Annotated in this window: 12 protein-coding genes; 6 read left to right on the forward strand and 6 right to left on the reverse strand. The window is 72.9% G+C overall.

Features of this window, described 5'->3' with window-relative positions; genetic code table 11:
- Window positions 1–7: 7 nt before the first annotated feature.
- The 5 genes from WMF39_RS23555 to WMF39_RS23575 all read left to right on the forward strand — a co-directional run bounded on the left by WMF39_RS23555 (window position 8) and on the right by WMF39_RS23575 (window position 5,794).
- On the forward strand, window positions 8–604 hold the full coding sequence (locus tag WMF39_RS23555; RefSeq protein WP_437747702.1) for a GNAT family N-acetyltransferase: 597 nt from the start codon (window positions 8–10) through the stop codon (window positions 602–604).
- Between the two features lie 78 nt (window positions 605–682).
- Window positions 683–1,855, forward strand: a complete 1,173-nt coding sequence (locus tag WMF39_RS23560; protein WP_437747703.1) for an NAD-dependent epimerase/dehydratase family protein — start codon at window positions 683–685, stop codon at window positions 1,853–1,855.
- A 20-nt stretch (window positions 1,856–1,875) separates the two neighbouring features.
- Complete coding sequence (locus tag WMF39_RS23565; RefSeq protein WP_437747704.1) at window positions 1,876–3,141, forward strand: lysophospholipid acyltransferase family protein; 1,266 nt, start codon at window positions 1,876–1,878, stop codon at window positions 3,139–3,141.
- A gap of 29 nt (window positions 3,142–3,170) precedes the next feature.
- On the forward strand, window positions 3,171–4,286 hold the full coding sequence (locus WMF39_RS23570) for a tRNA pseudouridine synthase B (RefSeq protein WP_437747705.1): 1,116 nt from the start codon (window positions 3,171–3,173) through the stop codon (window positions 4,284–4,286).
- Window positions 4,287–4,522: 236 nt separating this feature from the next.
- On the forward strand, window positions 4,523–5,794 hold the full coding sequence (locus WMF39_RS23575) for a hemolysin family protein (protein ID WP_437748019.1): 1,272 nt from the start codon (window positions 4,523–4,525) through the stop codon (window positions 5,792–5,794).
- Window positions 5,795–6,038: 244 nt separating this feature from the next.
- Here WMF39_RS23575 and WMF39_RS23580 read toward each other — a convergent pair whose 3' ends face one another.
- Window positions 6,039–6,971, reverse strand: a complete 933-nt coding sequence (locus tag WMF39_RS23580) for a formin (protein WP_437747706.1) — start codon at window positions 6,969–6,971, stop codon at window positions 6,039–6,041.
- A 714-nt stretch (window positions 6,972–7,685) separates the two neighbouring features.
- Between WMF39_RS23580 and WMF39_RS23585 the strand changes: the two genes are divergently transcribed.
- A complete protein-coding gene (locus WMF39_RS23585; protein WP_437747707.1) occupies window positions 7,686–8,765 on the forward strand; it encodes an alpha/beta fold hydrolase in 1,080 nt (359 codons plus the stop codon).
- A 39-nt stretch (window positions 8,766–8,804) separates the two neighbouring features.
- Here WMF39_RS23585 and WMF39_RS23590 read toward each other — a convergent pair whose 3' ends face one another.
- The 5 genes from WMF39_RS23590 to WMF39_RS23610 all read right to left on the reverse strand — a co-directional run bounded on the left by WMF39_RS23590 (window position 8,805) and on the right by WMF39_RS23610 (window position 15,838).
- On the reverse strand, window positions 8,805–11,171 hold the full coding sequence (locus tag WMF39_RS23590; RefSeq protein WP_437747708.1) for a Tex family protein: 2,367 nt from the start codon (window positions 11,169–11,171) through the stop codon (window positions 8,805–8,807).
- Between the two features lie 55 nt (window positions 11,172–11,226).
- Window positions 11,227–12,510: an imidazolonepropionase gene (gene hutI, locus WMF39_RS23595; RefSeq protein WP_437747709.1), complete on the reverse strand. Its 1,284-nt coding sequence runs from the start codon at window positions 12,508–12,510 to the stop codon at window positions 11,227–11,229.
- On the reverse strand, window positions 12,507–13,613 hold the full coding sequence (gene nagZ / locus WMF39_RS23600) for a beta-N-acetylhexosaminidase (protein ID WP_437747710.1): 1,107 nt from the start codon (window positions 13,611–13,613) through the stop codon (window positions 12,507–12,509). The genes hutI and nagZ overlap by 4 nt, the downstream gene beginning before the upstream one ends.
- A gap of 164 nt (window positions 13,614–13,777) precedes the next feature.
- Complete coding sequence (locus tag WMF39_RS23605) at window positions 13,778–14,791, reverse strand: zinc-dependent alcohol dehydrogenase family protein (protein ID WP_437747711.1); 1,014 nt, start codon at window positions 14,789–14,791, stop codon at window positions 13,778–13,780.
- Between the two features lie 51 nt (window positions 14,792–14,842).
- Complete coding sequence (locus WMF39_RS23610; protein WP_437747712.1) at window positions 14,843–15,838, reverse strand: DMT family transporter; 996 nt, start codon at window positions 15,836–15,838, stop codon at window positions 14,843–14,845.
- Window positions 15,839–15,881 lie beyond the last annotated feature (43 nt).

The raw sequence follows: 15,881 nt of genomic DNA on the forward strand, positions 1-15,881 counted from the left end.
CGCGCCGATGAGCTCCGCGATCACCGTGGCGGCGGCCGGCCCCGAGCACCTCCCGGGGCTCGAGGCGCTCTTCGAGGCCGCCGGCACGCCCTGCTACTGCCGGTACTACCACTTCGGCGGCACCAACAACGAGTGGCTCGCGCGGTGCTCGGACGGCCAGGGCGAGAACCGCCGGGAGTTCGCCGAGGCGCTCGCCTCGGGCAGCGACGAGGCGCGCGGCGTCGTGGCGCTCGCGCCGGAGGCGCCGCACGTCGTCGGGTGGCTCAAGGTCGCGCCCGCGGCGGCCGTGGCGAAGGCGTACGAGCGACGCCTGTACCGCGGGCTGCCGTGCTTCGCGGGCGATCGCGCCGGCGTCTTCCTGATCGGCTGTGCCGTCGTGCACCCGGGCCACCGGCGGCGAGGCGTCGCGACCGCGCTCGTCGCGGGCGCGGTGGAGCTCGCGCCCTCCTGGGGCGCACGCGCCCTCGAGGCCCTGCCGCGCCGGCCGAAGGAGCCGGTGAGCGACGAGGAGCTGTGGACCGGCCCGGTCTCCGCGTTCACGCGGAACGGATTCGCCGAGGTGCACGCGTTCGAGCCGTATCCGGTCCTGCGCCGGGCGTTGTGACAGCGCCGCGGCGAGGCCCGGCCGGGGTCGCGCTTCGCTTGCGCGCGCCGGCCGACCAGGTAGTGTCGCGCCCGGCGCATGGCTCCCACCTCCGAGCACCCTGAAGCCGCGGCCCACGACGCCGCCGAGCGGAGCTCCGCCGCCGGCGCAGATCACACCGCGCCTGGCTCCGCCGCGGGCACGGCCACGGCCGGCGCGAGCGAGCCCCCGGCGTCCGCAGCGGCGGAGGCGTCGCCGACCAGCCGGCGCGCGTCGTCCGGCCCGAGGGGCCGGGTCATCGCGCTCACCGGCGCCGCGTCCTTCCTCGGGCGCAACCTGATCGGGATCCTCGAGGAGGACCCGCGCATCGCGCGCGTGGTGGCCATCGACATCAAGCGGCCGGACACGGGCGGCTCCAAGCTGCGCATGCACACGGTCGACCTGACGGAGCCCGCGTCCGAGGAGCGCGTCGCCGAGGTGCTCGCGGCCGAGCAGGTGGACACGCTCGTCCACCTCTGCTTCCTGTCGTCGCCCACCCCGGCGACCGCCTGGGCCCACGAGCTCGAGTCGGTCGGCACGATGCACCTGCTCCACGGGGCGCGCCAGGCGAGCCTGCGCAAGCTGATCCTCTGGAGCCAGACGATCCTCTACGGCGCGCACCCGACCAACCCCAATTTCCTCACGGAGAAGCACCCGCTCCGGGCGGATCCGGACGAGCGCTTCTTCGCGGACAAGATGGCCGCCGAGCGGGAGCTCAACGCCTTCGGCGCGAAGACCAAGGGCACGACCGTCACCATCTTGCGGACCGCGCCGATCCTGGGCCCGACCGTCCAGAACTACGTCACCCGGTTCCTGGCGCGGCGCCTGGTCATGACGATGCTCGGCTTCGATCCGCTGTGGCAGTTCATCCACGAGGTCGACGCGATCGCCGCCTTCAAGCTGGCCATCGACAGCGATTTCCCCGGGACCTTCAACATCGTGGGCGACGGCGTGCTGCCGCTCTCCACGATCGTGCGCCTCGCGGGCCGGACGGCCGTCCCGGTGCTGCACAGCGCCGCCGGGCCGCTCGCCTCGGCGCTCTGGGCTGCGCACGCGGCGATCGCCCCGCCCAGCTTCCTGCGGTACCTGCGCTATCTCTGCGTGGCGGACGGCGAGAAGGCGGCGCAGGTGATGGGGTTCCGGCCGGTCTACACGACGCGCGAGGCGTTGCTCGATTACACGAGCGCGCAGCGGCTGCGGGACGTGCGCCTGCTGCAAGAGACGCCCGCGTGATGCGGTTCGGGGGGTGAGCGATGGGCACGGAGCACGATCGAGAGCTCGAGGAAGCAGGGGCAGGGAATGGATCGCCGCCGTCGACGCGCGGGCGCCCCGATCGGACGGGGCCCAGGCAGGTCGTGCCGAGCGTCGACGTCGAGGACGACGAGGCCCGGTACCTGGCGCCGATCGGCCCGACGGAGCCCTCGGACGGGCGGAAGACGCAGTCGTCCGAGGTACACGCCCCGGTCGTGCCGGTGACGGCCGAGGAGCTCCAGCGCCAGATCAGGGAGCTCGAGGCGCGGCTCAAGCGGATGCTCGCCGGGGGGCCATCGCCCGACGCGAGCGGCGCGGTGGGAGGCGTGCCCGAGACCGAGCGGAGCCCGCGCCTGGGCGGAGCGCCCGCCGCGTCGGCCGGCTTCGCCAGCGAGCCGCCGCTGTCCGAGCCCGGGACGGCGCGCGACGTCCTGTCGACCGACTTCTACCTGCGGCAGTGGGGCCGCGCCGGCCTGCGCCGCCGCTCGGAGGAGGTCGACGAGTTCGGCTTCGATCCCAAGTACGAGGCCCGGTACAGGTCGCTCTTCGACTTCCTGCACAGGGTTTATTTCAGGATAGATATCGAAGGCATCGAGCGTATCCCCGCCGAGGGGCGGTGCCTCCTGGTGTCCAACCATTCGGGCGGGCCCATCCCTTACGACGGGCTCATGCTGCGGGCCGCGGTGCGGCGGGAGCACCCGGCGCGGCGGGAGCTCCGCTGGCTGGCCGACGATTTCGTGTACTACCTGCCGTTCGCCGGCACGATCATGAACCGGCTCGGGGCCGTGCGGGCCTGCCAGGAGAACGCCGAGCGGCTGCTCGCGGGCGAGCGGCTCATCGCGGTCTTCCCGGAGGGCGTCAAGGGCAGCGGGAAGCTCTACAAGGACCGGTACCAGCTCCAGCGGTTCGGTCGCGGCGGCTTCATCCGGCTCTGCCTGCGCACGCGCACGCCGCTCGTCCCGTGCGCCATCGTGGGGGCCGAGGAGACGAACCCGCTGTTCTATCGGGTCGAGCACCTCACACGCGCGCTCGGCATCCCGTACCTGCCCATCACGCCGACCTTCCCCGCGCTCGGGCCGCTGGGCCTCGTTCCGGCGCCCACCAAGTGGAAGATCCGCCTGGCCGATCCGGTGCGGTTCGACGCGTACGGCCCGGAGGCGGCGGACGATCAGATCCTGGTGCGGCGCCTCGCGGAGCGCGTGCGCGCGACGATCCAGGGGCTCATCGACGAGACCCTGGCCACCCGGAAGTCGATCTGGTTCGGATGAAGCGATCTCCCGAGGCGAATCCTCACTCCATGCCCGAAGATACAAACGAAGGCGATCCGCCCGCCGAGCCCGAGCGAGCGACGACCAGGGGCGCGCGGCCGGAGGGTGTGCTGGTGATCGACAAGCCGCGCGGGCCGACGAGCCACGACGTCGTGGCCCGCCTGCGCCGCGCCCTCGGCGTGAAGCGCATCGGGCACGCGGGGACGCTCGACCCGATGGCGTCCGGCGTCCTCGTGGTGCTCGTCGGCGAGGCCACCAAGCTCGCCCCGTACCTGACCGCGCAGGACAAGCGCTACACGGCGCGCGTCGTCCTCGGCGTGGGGACGGACACCCTCGACGCGGACGGGCAGATCACCGCGACGCAGCCCCTGCCGCCGTGGCTCGACGCGGAGCTCGGCGCCCTCGCCGGGGCCGGCGGGCCTCCCGGTGAGGCGCTCGCGCGTGCGGCGCCGCGCATCGCCGCCGCGATCGACGCGGAGCGGGCGCGGCGGGAGCAGGCGCCGCCGGCCTACTCGGCCATCAAGGTCGCCGGGCAGCGCAGCTACGCCCTGGCGCGCGCCGGCCAGGCGGTGGAGCTGTCGGCGCGGGCCGTCGAGGTCCGGTCGCTCGAGGTGACCGGCGCCTCGCGCGGCGTGTTTGGTGCACCTGCCGCGGGCGCTGCGCCGGCCACCCTCGATCTCGATCTCGGGGTGAGCAAGGGCTATTACGTGCGCTCGCTGGCGCGCGACCTGGGCGCGCACCTCGACGTCCCCGCGCACCTGTCCGCGCTCCGGCGCACGGCGAGCGGCAGCTTCACCGTGGAGCAGGCCGTGTCCCTCGACGCCGGCGCCGAGGCGCTGCGCGCATCGCTGCGCCCGCTCGCCGACGCAGCCGCCGCGAGCCTCCCGGTCGCCCGCCTGACCGAGCACGGCGCCCGGCGCGCGCGCATGGGACAAGCGCTCACCGAATCCGACTTCTCCGTGGCTCCTGCGCACCCTGGCGCCGCTGTATGGCTCGATCCGGACGGGGTTGTCGTGGCGCTCGGCGCGTCGGAGGTCGCCGATGGGAACGCCGGTGAGAGCCTTCCAGCGCCATCGCCGACTCGGTTTTCCGTCCTGCGCGGTTTTTCTGAAGCGCCCGACATGCGTGGGAATGCTGCTAGATAAGAGAAACCCACAGCACACGGCAATTCCCTGGACTTCGGCAGATCTACGGCGCATGTCACTGGCATCGCTCGGCAGAATCGGTCGAGCTGGGGAGTCCGCCTTCGGGCGAGAGCGGCAAGAACGCGTGGTTCCGTCATCTCCTGAGATTTCGCGTCCCGGTCCGGTTGCGCTCCCCTCGCCTGTTCCGTTACGATTCGTCCGTTAGGAGCCTCTGTTTGAGTCCCGATTTCGTTCCATTGCCAGCGCTCGGCGCTGCAGTTCTCTCCGCTGTACTTGGCTCGCTGTTCGTCGGCGCCGACACCGCACTGACGACGTTGAGCGCGACGAGGCTCGGCGCGCTGATAGAGCAGGCGACGGGCCCCACGAAGGCCGCTTACGAGCGGATTCGTCAGGAAGACGCCAAGCTCCGTTCCCGCTACCTGCTCGGCTGGGTCGTATCGACCAGCCTGACGGCCGCCTGCTTCGACCTCTTCTTCCGGCGGATTGCCCCAGGCGCTGCGCTCTATCTCGGGCTGGCGACCACCATCGTCCTCAGCGGAGCCCTTTACGAGGTCAGCTCCACGCTGGGCCGCAAACACGCCGATCGGGCCGCATCGATGGCGGTCCGCTTCTTGCGCCCTCTCGAAATCGCGATGCTGCCGCTCGCCGTACCGCTCGGCTGGATCGGCTCCAAGCTGGGGCCGCGGGATGGTGAGCAGCCGTCGGATCCGAGGGTTGCCGAGGCGGAGGTCGAGATCCTCGTCGATGAGGTCGAGCGTTCTGGTCTCTTCGGGCGAGAGCCGGCGGAGATGATCCGGAATGTGCTCGAGTTCGCCGATCTCACGGCGCGGGACGTGATGGTGCCGCGATCCAAGGTCGAGGCCATCGAGATCTCCACTCCGCTGGAGAAGGTGCTGGAGATCGTCACCGAGAGCGGGCACTCGCGGTATCCGGTCTACAAGGATCAGACCGACAACATCGCAGGTCTCCTCTACGCGAAGGACCTGTTCAAGGTCCTCGAGGAGCGCCGGCTCAAGAACACGACGCTCCGGGAGATCACGCGGAGCCCGGCAAATTTCGTCGCCGAGTCGCAGCCCCTCTCTTCGCTGCTCCGGGAGATGAAGAGCCGGAGACAGCACCTCGCCATCGTGGTCGACGAGTTTGGCGGGATGTCGGGGATTGTCACCCTGGAGGACGTGCTCGAGGAGATCGTCGGAGACATCCGGGACGAGCACGACGAGACGGACGACGGCGCTGCCATCCAGGATCTGGGCGACGGCCGCCTGGTCGCCGACGCGGCCGTATCGATGAGCGATCTCTCGGCCTATCTTGGCGCCGAGCTCGACCGTGAGGGAAAGTACGAATCTCTCGGCGGGATGCTCACGCAGCACGTGGGCAAGGTGCCCGAGGTCGGCACGGCCGTGAGCAAGTTCGGCCTGCGCTTCATCGTGCGCGACAGCGACGAGCGTCACATCGGAAAGGTCGAGATCGTCCGCCCCCGCGCCATGGGCGCCGGCGGCGCCGCCTGAAGCCCCCCGCGCCGACCCAGCGCGCAGGAGGGGGGCCATCGCTGCCCCCTGTCCTCAGCTCCCCTAACCCGCGCAGCCAGCGACACCTCGCGCGCCGCAGTCCTTCAGATCTGCGCCGGCCGAGCGGCGCGCGCCCGCACAGGAGACGGGCCCAGATCGGCGTTTTCGGCGCGCAGGCGTACTCTCGTACGCCGAGCACCGAAAACGTCGAGATGGGCCCGTATCCGAAGCGGGCGCGTGCCGCTCAGCGGGCGAGGGAGAGTTTGCGGAGCTCGTTCGCGAGATCGTCGCCCTCCTTGATGAGGCCGGGCGTCTCTTCGACGGGGTTGTCCTTGTTGCCCTCGAGCAGCTTGCGGATGTCCGCCATCGCGCTGGCGAGCCTGAAGACCATCTGCTCGCTCGTGAGGCCAGCGACGGACTGCGGATCGACCGGGAGGGCCTGCAGATCGCCGCCGGCGATGTCGCCCTTCGTCCAGCGGGTGGCCTCCTTGTCGGCGGGCTTCAAGCCCTGCTGCGTGCGCTCGAGGCGGCTCACCGTGTACTTCGCCGGCCAGTCCTTGCCGAACGGGAACGGCGCCTTGTTGGGAACGAGCTCGGCCAGCGTCTTGTCGCCGTCCCGGCGGAAGACCACCGAGAAGTTCACGACCGGCTCCTCCTGCTCCTTCCACGATTTCTCGACGGGAGCCTGCGCGGCCGAGAGGACGTTCTTGAGGCTGTCCTTGGTCTTGTTGAGATCCTGGACCGCCGTGGTGTAGGCGAGGACCTGGCGCATCACCCGCCCCGGGAGGCCGCCGATCTGCTTGCCCTCCAGGTTGGTGGCATCGAACGGGACGTTGATGCCGCCCAGCTCGGCCACGAGCTGCGCGGGGAACTTCTTCCCCTCGAGCGCCGTCCGGCCCGCATCGAGCTTCTCCTTCAGCTCCACCATCTTCTCGTTCGCGGCCTTCACGTCCTTTGCGAGCGCCGCGGCGCCGTCGACCGCGAGCTTGCCGCGATCGCCGCGCTCCTTCGCGCCGCCGATGGCGAAGCCCACGCCGATGCCGACGATCGCCGCGAGGCCGGCGTAGAGCGCCGTCTTCTTGGAGGCCTTCCGCCGCTCCTGCTCGACCTCCTCGCCGACCTCGACCTTGATGGTCTGCGCGGCGGCCGTCGGCTTGGGCGGAGGCGTCTGGATCACAGGACGCGGAGCCGGTGCGAACGGAGGCAGCGGGATGCCTGGCGAGATCCCGGGCGGGGGCGCGATGCCCCCCACGGAGGGCATCGGCGGCCGCGCGCTCGGATGCGGCGAGGGCATGCCGACCGGGCCCGCGTTCATGTCGGGAGGCGGCCCCGATCCGGGCTGCGAACCAGGCACGGGAAGGGGGACGGCCGCTCCTGGCGCCCCGCCTATCGCCGTTTTGCCAAGCCGAGCCTTCAGATCGATTTTGCTCTTCTTCTTTTCTTCAGCCATCGGCTCCTCGAGGACGGGATCGCTGCACCACTTCGCGCTGAAAACTCCAGCCCGCCCGAGGGAATCGACCCACCACGGCCCGAACCGGAGCTGCCCCTGCGCGAGCGGCAACAGAAGACGACACGGGCCGGCCTCCAACAGACCGACATGGGAGCGGGGAGGGAAAGATCAGCAACACGACGGGAGCGCCGGGCGAGCGGACAACCCGCCGGGCACGTTAGCGGCGCGCCGCCTGGAATGTCAACGCGATGGCGATCGCAGCGCAGGATGTGTTTCGACAGGCGATCGCCAGGCCACACGGGCCACCCGGCCCCACGGCAGCCCCCGCCGGCCCGCAGCTGCGCCCTCGCCGGGTCTGCCCCGGCGTCCCCCGCCCATCCTGCGGGCGACCGCCGGCAGCCTGGCCCTCCGCGAAGGGACCGGGTAGGAAGCAGGGGGCTCATGGTCTCGTTCAAGTTCGGCGGGGGTCGGCCGCCGCGGCTCCGCTCTCCTTCCGGCAGCGGACCGGAGGCGCCGCCAGCTTTATCCACCGGCAACAGACCGCAGGCGCCGCCCGCGGCCTCCTCGGGCGACGGGCGGCAGGCGCCCCCCCCGCCTTCCAGCGGGGGCCGGCGGGGGCCGCCCTCGCGGCGGCCATCGCTCCGGATGGAGACCCGGCGGGTCACGAGCTTCGATGGAACCGACATCACCTACCGCGTGACGCCGCCGCCGTTCGAGGGGGCGAAGACGGTGGTCCTGGTCAACGGGCTGGGCGGGCCGTACCTCGCCTGGCGGGCGCAGGTCGAGTACCTCTCCGACCAGTACCGGTTCATCACGTGGGATTACCGCGGGATGTACGCGTCGAAGCGCCCGTCACCGGACGTTCCGGGCGCCTATGCGGTCGCGAACCATGTCCGCGACCTGGAGGCGATCCTCGCCGTCGAAGGGATCCGGCACGGCGCGCTGATGGGATGGAGCGTGGGCGTCCAGGTGGCGCTGGAGGCGTTCCGCAGGCTCCCGGGGTTCGCCGCGAACCTGGTCCTGCTGAACGGCACCTACCGCCGGCCGCTCGAGACGATGGGGCCGCTGCCGGGGCTCGGGCGGCTGTTTCCGCCGTTCGTGGCGTTCGCGGCGCGCGCTCACACGCTGGCGGCCAGGGTGACGCGCAGCACCTTCGGCCCGCCGGACGCGGTGCTCTGGCTGAAGCGAATGGGGCTGCTCGGCAAGACGCTCGACAGCGAGGCGTTCGCCGAGCTCGTGCAGCCGTTCGGCCAGCTCGACATGGACGCGCTCTGCCGCAACCTCCGCGCGCTGGACGCCCACGACGCCGAGCATGTGCTCGAGCAGATCGACGTCCCGACGCTGCTCATCACCGGCGACCGCGATGCGTTCACCCCGCGGGCGCTGGCGCAGTCGATGGCGCGCCGCATCCCGATGGCGGAGATCCTCGTGGTCCGCGGCGGGACCCACACCACCGCGGTCGAGTTCCCCGAGCTCGTGTCGCTCCGGATCGAGCGCTTCTTCGCCGACCACGGGTTCTAGCGCGGCCCGCCTGGCCCAGGGCCAGGCGGGCCGCGCCGCTCACTTCCGGAGCAGATCGGCGAACGGGTTGTTGCGGAAGCCGCCCGACGAGCTCCCCTGCCCCTTCCCTTGCTGCCCCTGGGCCGGCCGGCGGCCGTCGCCGCGATCATTGCGGCCGCGCGCGTCGCCGCCTGCAGAGGGGCCGCCCGCCTGGGGACGCGCGCCGGCGGGAGCGCCGCCCTTCTTCGCGGTGAGCGAGATGCGCTTGCGCACGAGGTCGACCTCGAGCACCCGCACCTTGATCTTGTCGCCCACCTTCGCGACCTCGTTCGGGTCCTTCACGAACCTGTCCGCCAGCTGCGAGACGTGCACGAGGCCGTCCTGGTGGACGCCGATGTCGACGAAGGCGCCGAACGCCGTGACGTTGGTCACCACGCCCTCGAGCTCCATGCCCGGCTTGAGATCCTCCATGGTCCGCACGTCGTCGCGGAACTTCGGCGGCTCGAACGTGGCGCGCGGGTCGCGGCCCGGCTTCTTCAGCTCGCTCAGGATGTCGTTCAGCGTGAACGAGCCGACGTCGCCGGCCTCGTACTTCTTCGGATCGATCCGCGCGATCGCCGCCGTGTCGCCGATGAGCGACCCGACCGGCACGCCGAGATCCGCCGCGATGCGCTCGACGAGCCCGTAGCGCTCCGGGTGCACGGCGCTCGCGTCGAGCGGGTGCTCCCCGCCCCGGACCCGCACGAAGCCCGCCGCCTGCTCGAACGTCCGCGGGCCGACGCCGGGCACGTCGAGCAGCGCCTTGCGGCTCTTGAACGCGCCGTTCAGGTCGCGGTGCGCGACGATCTTCTTCGCGAGGCTCGGGCCGATGCCGGCGACGCGGGCGAGCAGCGGGGCGCTCGCGGTGTTGAGCTCGACGCCGACCCGGTTCACGCAGCTCTCGACCACCTCGTCGAGCTTCCGCGCGAGCAGCCCCTGGTAGACGTCGTGCTGGTACTGGCCGACGCCGATGCTCTTCGGGTCGACCTTCACGAGCTCCGCGAGCGGGTCCTGCAGCCTGCGGGCGATGCTGATCGCGCCGCGCACCGTGAGATCGAGCTCGGGGAACTCCTCGCGCGCGACGTCGCTCGCCGAGTAGACGCTCGCGCCAGCCTCGCTCACCGGGACGCAGAACAGCTCCGTCAGCGCCTCCGACGCGAGCACGTCCTTCACGAACGCCTCGGTCTCGCGGCCGTGCGTGCCGTTGCCCACGGCGACCGCGCGGAGCGGGTACTTGCGGCAGATGCGGCGCAGGTCCTGGCGCGCGCGCTCGAGCGAGTCGCCGCTCCCGACCAGGTAGATCGTCGTGTGCTCGAGGAGCTTGCCCGTCTCGTCGACGACGGCGCACTTGCAGCCGGTGCGCTGGCCGGGGTCGATGCCGAGCACCGCCTTCGTGCCGAAGGGCGCGGCGAGGAGGAGCTCGCGGAGGTTCTGGGCGAAGACATCGACCGCGGCGCGATCGGCCTGCATCTTGAGGTCGACACGCACGTCGCTCTGGACCGCGGGGAGCAGGAGCCGCTTCACGGCGTCGTCGGCGGCCTTCGTGAGCTCGCCGGCCCACGGCGATTTCGGCTTCAGCCCCACCGCGGCGTGAATCGGCGGGACGAGCGGCTCGGGCGCGAGCTCGATCGCGGCGCGGAGGACGCCCTCGGCCTCGCCGCGGCGGATCGCGAGGTAGCGGTGCGACGGGATGTTCGCGACGGGCTCCTCGAAGCTCCCGTACATGTCGAACTTCGTCTGCTTGGCCGCGTGCTCCTCGTTCTTCTGGACCTTGATGACGCCTTCCTTCGCGTAGGCCTCGCGGACGAGCTTGCGCACGTCGGCGTGCTCGGCGATGCGCTCGGCGCAGATGTCGCGCGCGCCGGCGAGGGCGGCCGCCGCGTCGGGGACCTCCTTCTCGGCGCTGACGAACGCGCGGGCCTCCTCCTCGGGACTGCCGTCGCCCGGCTGCGACCACATGCGATCCGCGAGCGGCTCGAGGCCCCGCTCCTTCGCGATGATGGCCCGCGTGCGGCGCTTCGGCTTGAAGGGGAGGTAGAGATCCTCGAGCTCCGCCTTGGTCCCGCAGGCGCGGATCTTCGAGGCGAGCGCGTCGGTGAGCTTGCCCTGCTTCTGGATCTCCGTGAGCACCGTGGCGCGGCGCTCCTCGAGCTCGATGAGGTACGCGCGGCGCTCCTCGATGGCGCGGATCTGCACCTCGTCGAGCCCGCCGGTCGCTTCCTTGCGGTAGCGAGCGATGAACGGGACCGTCGCCCCCTCGGCGAGCAGCTTGGCCACCGCCGAGACCCCCTGGCGCGGGAGGCTCAGCTCCTCGGCCAGGAGCGGGACCGGATCGAACGAGCTGTCCGCGCGGCTCGGGACAGCGACAGGGCTCTGCGTCTCAGTCATGGGCGCGGCATACGCGCAGGGTGCACGCGCGTCCAGGCTTGACTTGAGGTCTGCCTCAGCCCGCCGCCGCGATGACCTCGCCGTCGCGCAGCACGGCCCGCGCGCGCGGCGCGCCCCAGGGCTGCACGATCGCGTTCTCGTGGGGCAGGTCCCAGAGGGCGAGATCGGCGCGCAGCCCCGGACGGACGGCGCCGCACACGCCGCCCAGGCCGAGCGCGGCCGCCGCCTCGCGCGTCGCGCCCAGGATCGCCTCGGCGACCGTGAGCCCGTAGAGCCGCACCGCGAGCGCGAGCGCGAGCGGAAGGCTCTCGGTCGGCGCCGTGCCGGGGTTCGCGTCGCTGCCCACGATCAGCGGGACGCCTGCGGCCCGGAGCGCGGCGACGGGCGGCGGCTCCTGCCGCAGCGTGAAGCTCGCCACGGGCAGCAGCGCGGCGGCGACGCCCGCCTGGGCGAGCGCCGCGATGCCCGCCGGCGCGACGTGCTCGAGGTGGTCGGCCGACGCGGCGCCGAGCGCGGCCGCGAGCTCGGCGCCGCCCACGTCCGCGAACTGCCCGACGTGCACCCGCACGCCGAGCCCCAGCGCGCGCGCCCGCTCGAGCACCGGCCGCGCCTCGTCCACCGAGAACGCGCTCCGGTCGATGTACGCGTCGACGTAGCGCGCGAGGCCGGCCGCGGCGATCGCGGGCAGCCAGGAGCGCGCGACGGTCCCCGCGTAGGCCGCGCGGTCGCCGCCGGCCTCCGGGGGCAACGCGTGCAGCGCGAGGTACGTCGGAACGACGCGGGGCAGGCGCGCGTCCCTCCCCGCCTCGGCGACCGCCTCGAGCTGCTTGCGCTCCGTCGCCTCGTCGAGGCCGTAGCCGCTCTTGGCCTCGACGGCGGTCACGCCGAGCGCGGCCATCCGGCGGAGGCGGGCGCGGAGCGTGTCCGCGAGCTCGCCGGCGGTCGCGGCGCGCGCCGCGCGCATGCTCGCGACGATGCCGCCGCCGGCCGCGGCGATCGCCTCGTAGTCGCCGCCGGCCATGCGGATCGCGTACTCGGCGTCCCGCGAGCCGATCCAGGGCGCGTGCGTGTGGCAGTCGACGAGCCCGGGCGTGACGACCCCCGCGGCCTCGATCGCGATCGGCACGCCGGCCCCGGGCCGCAGGACCTCGCGCCGCGGGCCGACCGCATCGATCGCGCCGCCTCGCACCACGATCGCGGCGTCCTCGATGACGCCGAGGGGATCACCGGCCGAGGCGCGGGACGCGTCGCAGGTGACCAACCGGCGCGCGGTGATGGCGAACGGGCGCTCGGGGTGCTGCGCGGCCTCCGCTCGCGCGGCCCCCGGCGGCGCCGTCACGTCGCCGCCCCCGCGGCGCGCGCCCGCTCGATGTCCTCGATCACCGCCCGGGACGCGGGCCCACCGACGATCTCGGCGAACGCCGCCGGCGAGGAGGCCGGCCGCGGCGGGCACCGCCGGCGCAGGCCCAGGCACCGCGCGGCCGCCTCGACGCAGCGCTCGCGGAAGCGGGGCTCGCGCTCGGCCTTGCGCACGAGCGCCTCGTGCACGCGGTCCTGCAGGTCCTCGCGGTGGCAGACGAGCAGCGCGTCGCAGCCCGCCCAGACGGCCGCGGCGGCGGCCTCCTCGACGGCGTGGTGCGCCGCGATCGCGGCCATCTCGAGATCGTCCGAGAAGAGCACCCCCTCGAAGCCGATCTCGCCGCGCAGGAGGTCGGTGCAGATGGCGCGCGACAGCGTCGCCGGGACGCCGGGATCGAGCGCCTCGACGACGATGTGCGCCGTCATCAGCGACGCGACCCCGGCGCCGCAGGCGGCGCGGAACGGCGGCAGCTCGATCTCGTCGAGGCGGCCGCGCGCGTGCAAGAGGGTCGGGAGCGCGAGGTGGCTGTCGAGCGCCGTGTCGCCGTGCCCCGGGAAGTGCTTGCCGCAGGCGAGCACGCCCTCCTCCTGGAGCCCCTCCAGGAATGCAACGGCGCTCCGCGCGACCGCGCCAGGGTCGCGACCGAACGCGCGATCGCCGATGATCGGGTTCGCCGGGTTCGAGTCGACGTCGAGCACCGGGGCGAAGTTCAGGTTGATGCCGACGGCCCGGAGCTCGGACGCGACGGCGCGCGCCGCGCGGCGCAGCAACGGGAGGTCCGCGAGCTCGCCGAGCGAGCGCATCGACGGCAGCGTCAGGAACGGCGCGGGCAAGCGGGTGACGCGGCCCCCCTCCTGATCGATGCCGATGAAGGGAGGCCGATCTGGGCCGCCCGCCGCGGCGAGCGCCTGGCAGAGCCGCGCCGTGGCGGCCACGTCAGGGACGTTGCGCCGGAACAGGATCGCGCCGCCCCGCCGCCCTTCGGCGAGGGCCTTCAGGTACCGGGCCGGCGGCTCCGCGCCGTCGAAGCCGCCCACGATGAGCTGACCACACAGGACCTCGAGCTCCAGATCGAGCAGCATCGTCCACCACCTCTCGCGCGGCGCAGGCGAGTGGCCGGCCGCGGAATCCGTTCGTAGACGACTCGTAAACGACTTGGGCCGACGAGGCCACTTCCGAGGGATGCCGGTGCACCGGAGGGGACGCCGCGGCGCCGGAGGGACGCATCATGTCGCGGTCGGCCCGCTCAGAACCGGATCGCGATCTTCCCGAAGTGTGCGCCGCTCGCCATGGACTCGATCGCCTGGCGCACCTCGGCGAAGGGGACCACGCGATCGACGACCGGCCGGAGCCCGCTCGCCGCGATCGCGCGGTTCATGTCCTCGAACATCGCCCGCGACCCGACGAAGATGCCCTGCGCGGTGATCTGCTTCATCAGGATGGGGAACAGGCCGACATCCCCCAGCGCGCCGCCCGTGAGCACGCCGATGAGGCTCACGCGGCCGCCGAACCGGACCGCGCGGAGCGAACGGGCGAGCGTGCCCGCGCCGCCCACCTCGATCACGTGATCCACCCCCGCGCCGCCGGTGAGCGAGCGCGCGGGCGCGTCCCAGTCGGGGTTCGCGCGGTAATTGATGGTCTCCGACGCCCCCAGCGACCTCGCGCGCTCGAGCTTCTCGTCGCTGCTCGAGGTGACGATGACGCGGGCGCCCGCGAGCCGGGCGAACTGCAGCGCGAAGATCGAGACGCCGCCCGTGCCCTGCACGAGGACCGTGTCGCCCGCCTTGATGTGGCTCGCCACGAAGAGCGCGTTCCATGCGGTCACCGCGGCGCACGGCAGCGACGCGGCCTCCTCGTCCGTGAGGTGCTGCGGGACCGCGACGACCCCCTCCGCATCGAGCAGCACCCGCTCCGCGGCCACGCCCGGCAGCTCCCCGCCGAGGGCCCCCCGCGCCTTGTCCGCGGAGAGCTCCCCGTCGATCCATCGCTGGTGGAAGATCGGGCTCACGCGATCGCCGACCTTCACCCGCGTCACCCCGTCCCCCACGGCGACGACCTCCCCGACCCCGTCGGAGAGCGGGACGAGCGGCAGCGAGAACTTCGGGTTGTAGAGCCCCTTCGCCACGAGCAGGTCGCGGAAGTTGAGCGACGCCGCCCTCATCTGGAGGACGATCTGCCCAGGCCCCGGCTCAGGATCCGGAAGATCGATCGGGCGGAGCGCGTCGAGACCGAACGAACCCTGGAGAGCGAACGCTTTCATGCAGATCCTCCTTGAGCGGAGATCCGCTATCCCACGCGGGGTGGAGGCCGGTCAACGCGCCGCTCGACGCCCTGGCCGCCGCGCGTCGCGCAGCGCCTGGGCAGCGAGCCACAGGCCGGCCGCCGTCACGAGCGCCGCCCCGAGCAGCTGATCCGCCGACGGGCTCTCGCCGAGCCAAGCGGCGGCGAGCACGTGCGACAGGACGACCCCGACGTAACCGATCGCGCCGACGCGCGCCGCGCTGTCGAGCGCGTAGGCGCGCGTCATCGCGAGCTGCGCGAGGCCGCCGGCGAGCCCCGTCCCGATCAGGAGGAGGGCGCCGAGGGCGTCGGGCGTCCGCCAGACCGGGATCGAGAGCGCGACCATCGCGGCGCTCGCCACGAGCGAGAAGTGCAGCGCGATCGCCTCGGGGCTCGCGCGCTCCCCGCCGGCGCCGATCCTGCGCAGCCAGATCATGGCGAACGCCGAGAAGACGGCGCCGAGCGTGGCGATGAGCGCGATCTCGCCCGCGATCGCGAGCCTCGGCGCGGCGACCAGCCCGACGCCGGCGAAGGCGAGAAGGGTCGCGAGCCAGAGGCGCGGGCTCGTCCGCTCGCCGAGCAGCCGCGGCGCGAGGAGCGCGACGAAGATCGGGCTCGTCGCGCCGAGCGTGACCGCGTCGCCGAGCGCGATCTGCGGCGTGCCGAGCGTGTAGAAGCCGCAGAGCATCGCCCCGGTGCCGCAGAGCGAGCGCGCCCACGCGAGCCGCCGGTCGCCCCGACCCACGGAGAGCGGCGCACGGCGGACGAGCGCGACGCCGAGCGCGGTGGCCGCGCCCACCAGCGTTCGCGACGCCGCCACCTCGGGCCACGGGGCGTGCTCCGAAGAGAGCCGCGCGAGGACGTTCATCGCGGCAAAGAGCGATTGGGCCAGGAGCATCCACAGGACGCCCGCGGTCGGGTGCGCCGCGCGCCCCTCGCGCTCCGCGGCGAGGACGATCGCGGAGGCCCCGGGCGGGTGCGCGGCGACCGCGCCCTGCGACGATGACGACGTGCTCACGTAGCGCATCGATTACCACCTCGACCTCGCCGCCGTACACGCCGCCGTGCGC

The organism is Sorangium sp. So ce1504 (genome assembly GCF_051521635.1).
GTDB lineage: Bacteria > Myxococcota_A > Polyangia > Polyangiales > Polyangiaceae > Sorangium > Sorangium cellulosum_B.

What these genes read in the sequence shown, in the direction of transcription:
- WMF39_RS23555 (WP_437747702.1), top strand. Translation starts at nt 8, where the DNA reads ATGAGCTCCGCGATCACCGTGGCGGCGGCCGGCCCCGAGCACCTCCCG.
- WMF39_RS23560 (WP_437747703.1), top strand. Translation starts at nt 683, where the DNA reads ATGGCTCCCACCTCCGAGCACCCTGAAGCCGCGGCCCACGACGCCGCC.
- WMF39_RS23565 (WP_437747704.1), top strand. Translation starts at nt 1,876, where the DNA reads ATGGGCACGGAGCACGATCGAGAGCTCGAGGAAGCAGGGGCAGGGAAT.
- WMF39_RS23570 (WP_437747705.1), top strand. Translation starts at nt 3,171, where the DNA reads ATGCCCGAAGATACAAACGAAGGCGATCCGCCCGCCGAGCCCGAGCGA.
- WMF39_RS23585 (WP_437747707.1), top strand. Translation starts at nt 7,686, where the DNA reads ATGGTCTCGTTCAAGTTCGGCGGGGGTCGGCCGCCGCGGCTCCGCTCT.
- WMF39_RS23590 (WP_437747708.1), bottom strand. Translation starts at nt 11,171, where the DNA reads ATGACTGAGACGCAGAGCCCTGTCGCTGTCCCGAGCCGCGCGGACAGC.
- nagZ (WP_437747710.1), bottom strand. Translation starts at nt 13,613, where the DNA reads ATGCTGCTCGATCTGGAGCTCGAGGTCCTGTGTGGTCAGCTCATCGTG.
- WMF39_RS23605 (WP_437747711.1), bottom strand. Translation starts at nt 14,791, where the DNA reads ATGAAAGCGTTCGCTCTCCAGGGTTCGTTCGGTCTCGACGCGCTCCGC.
- WMF39_RS23610 (WP_437747712.1), bottom strand. Translation starts at nt 15,838, where the DNA reads ATGCGCTACGTGAGCACGTCGTCATCGTCGCAGGGCGCGGTCGCCGCG.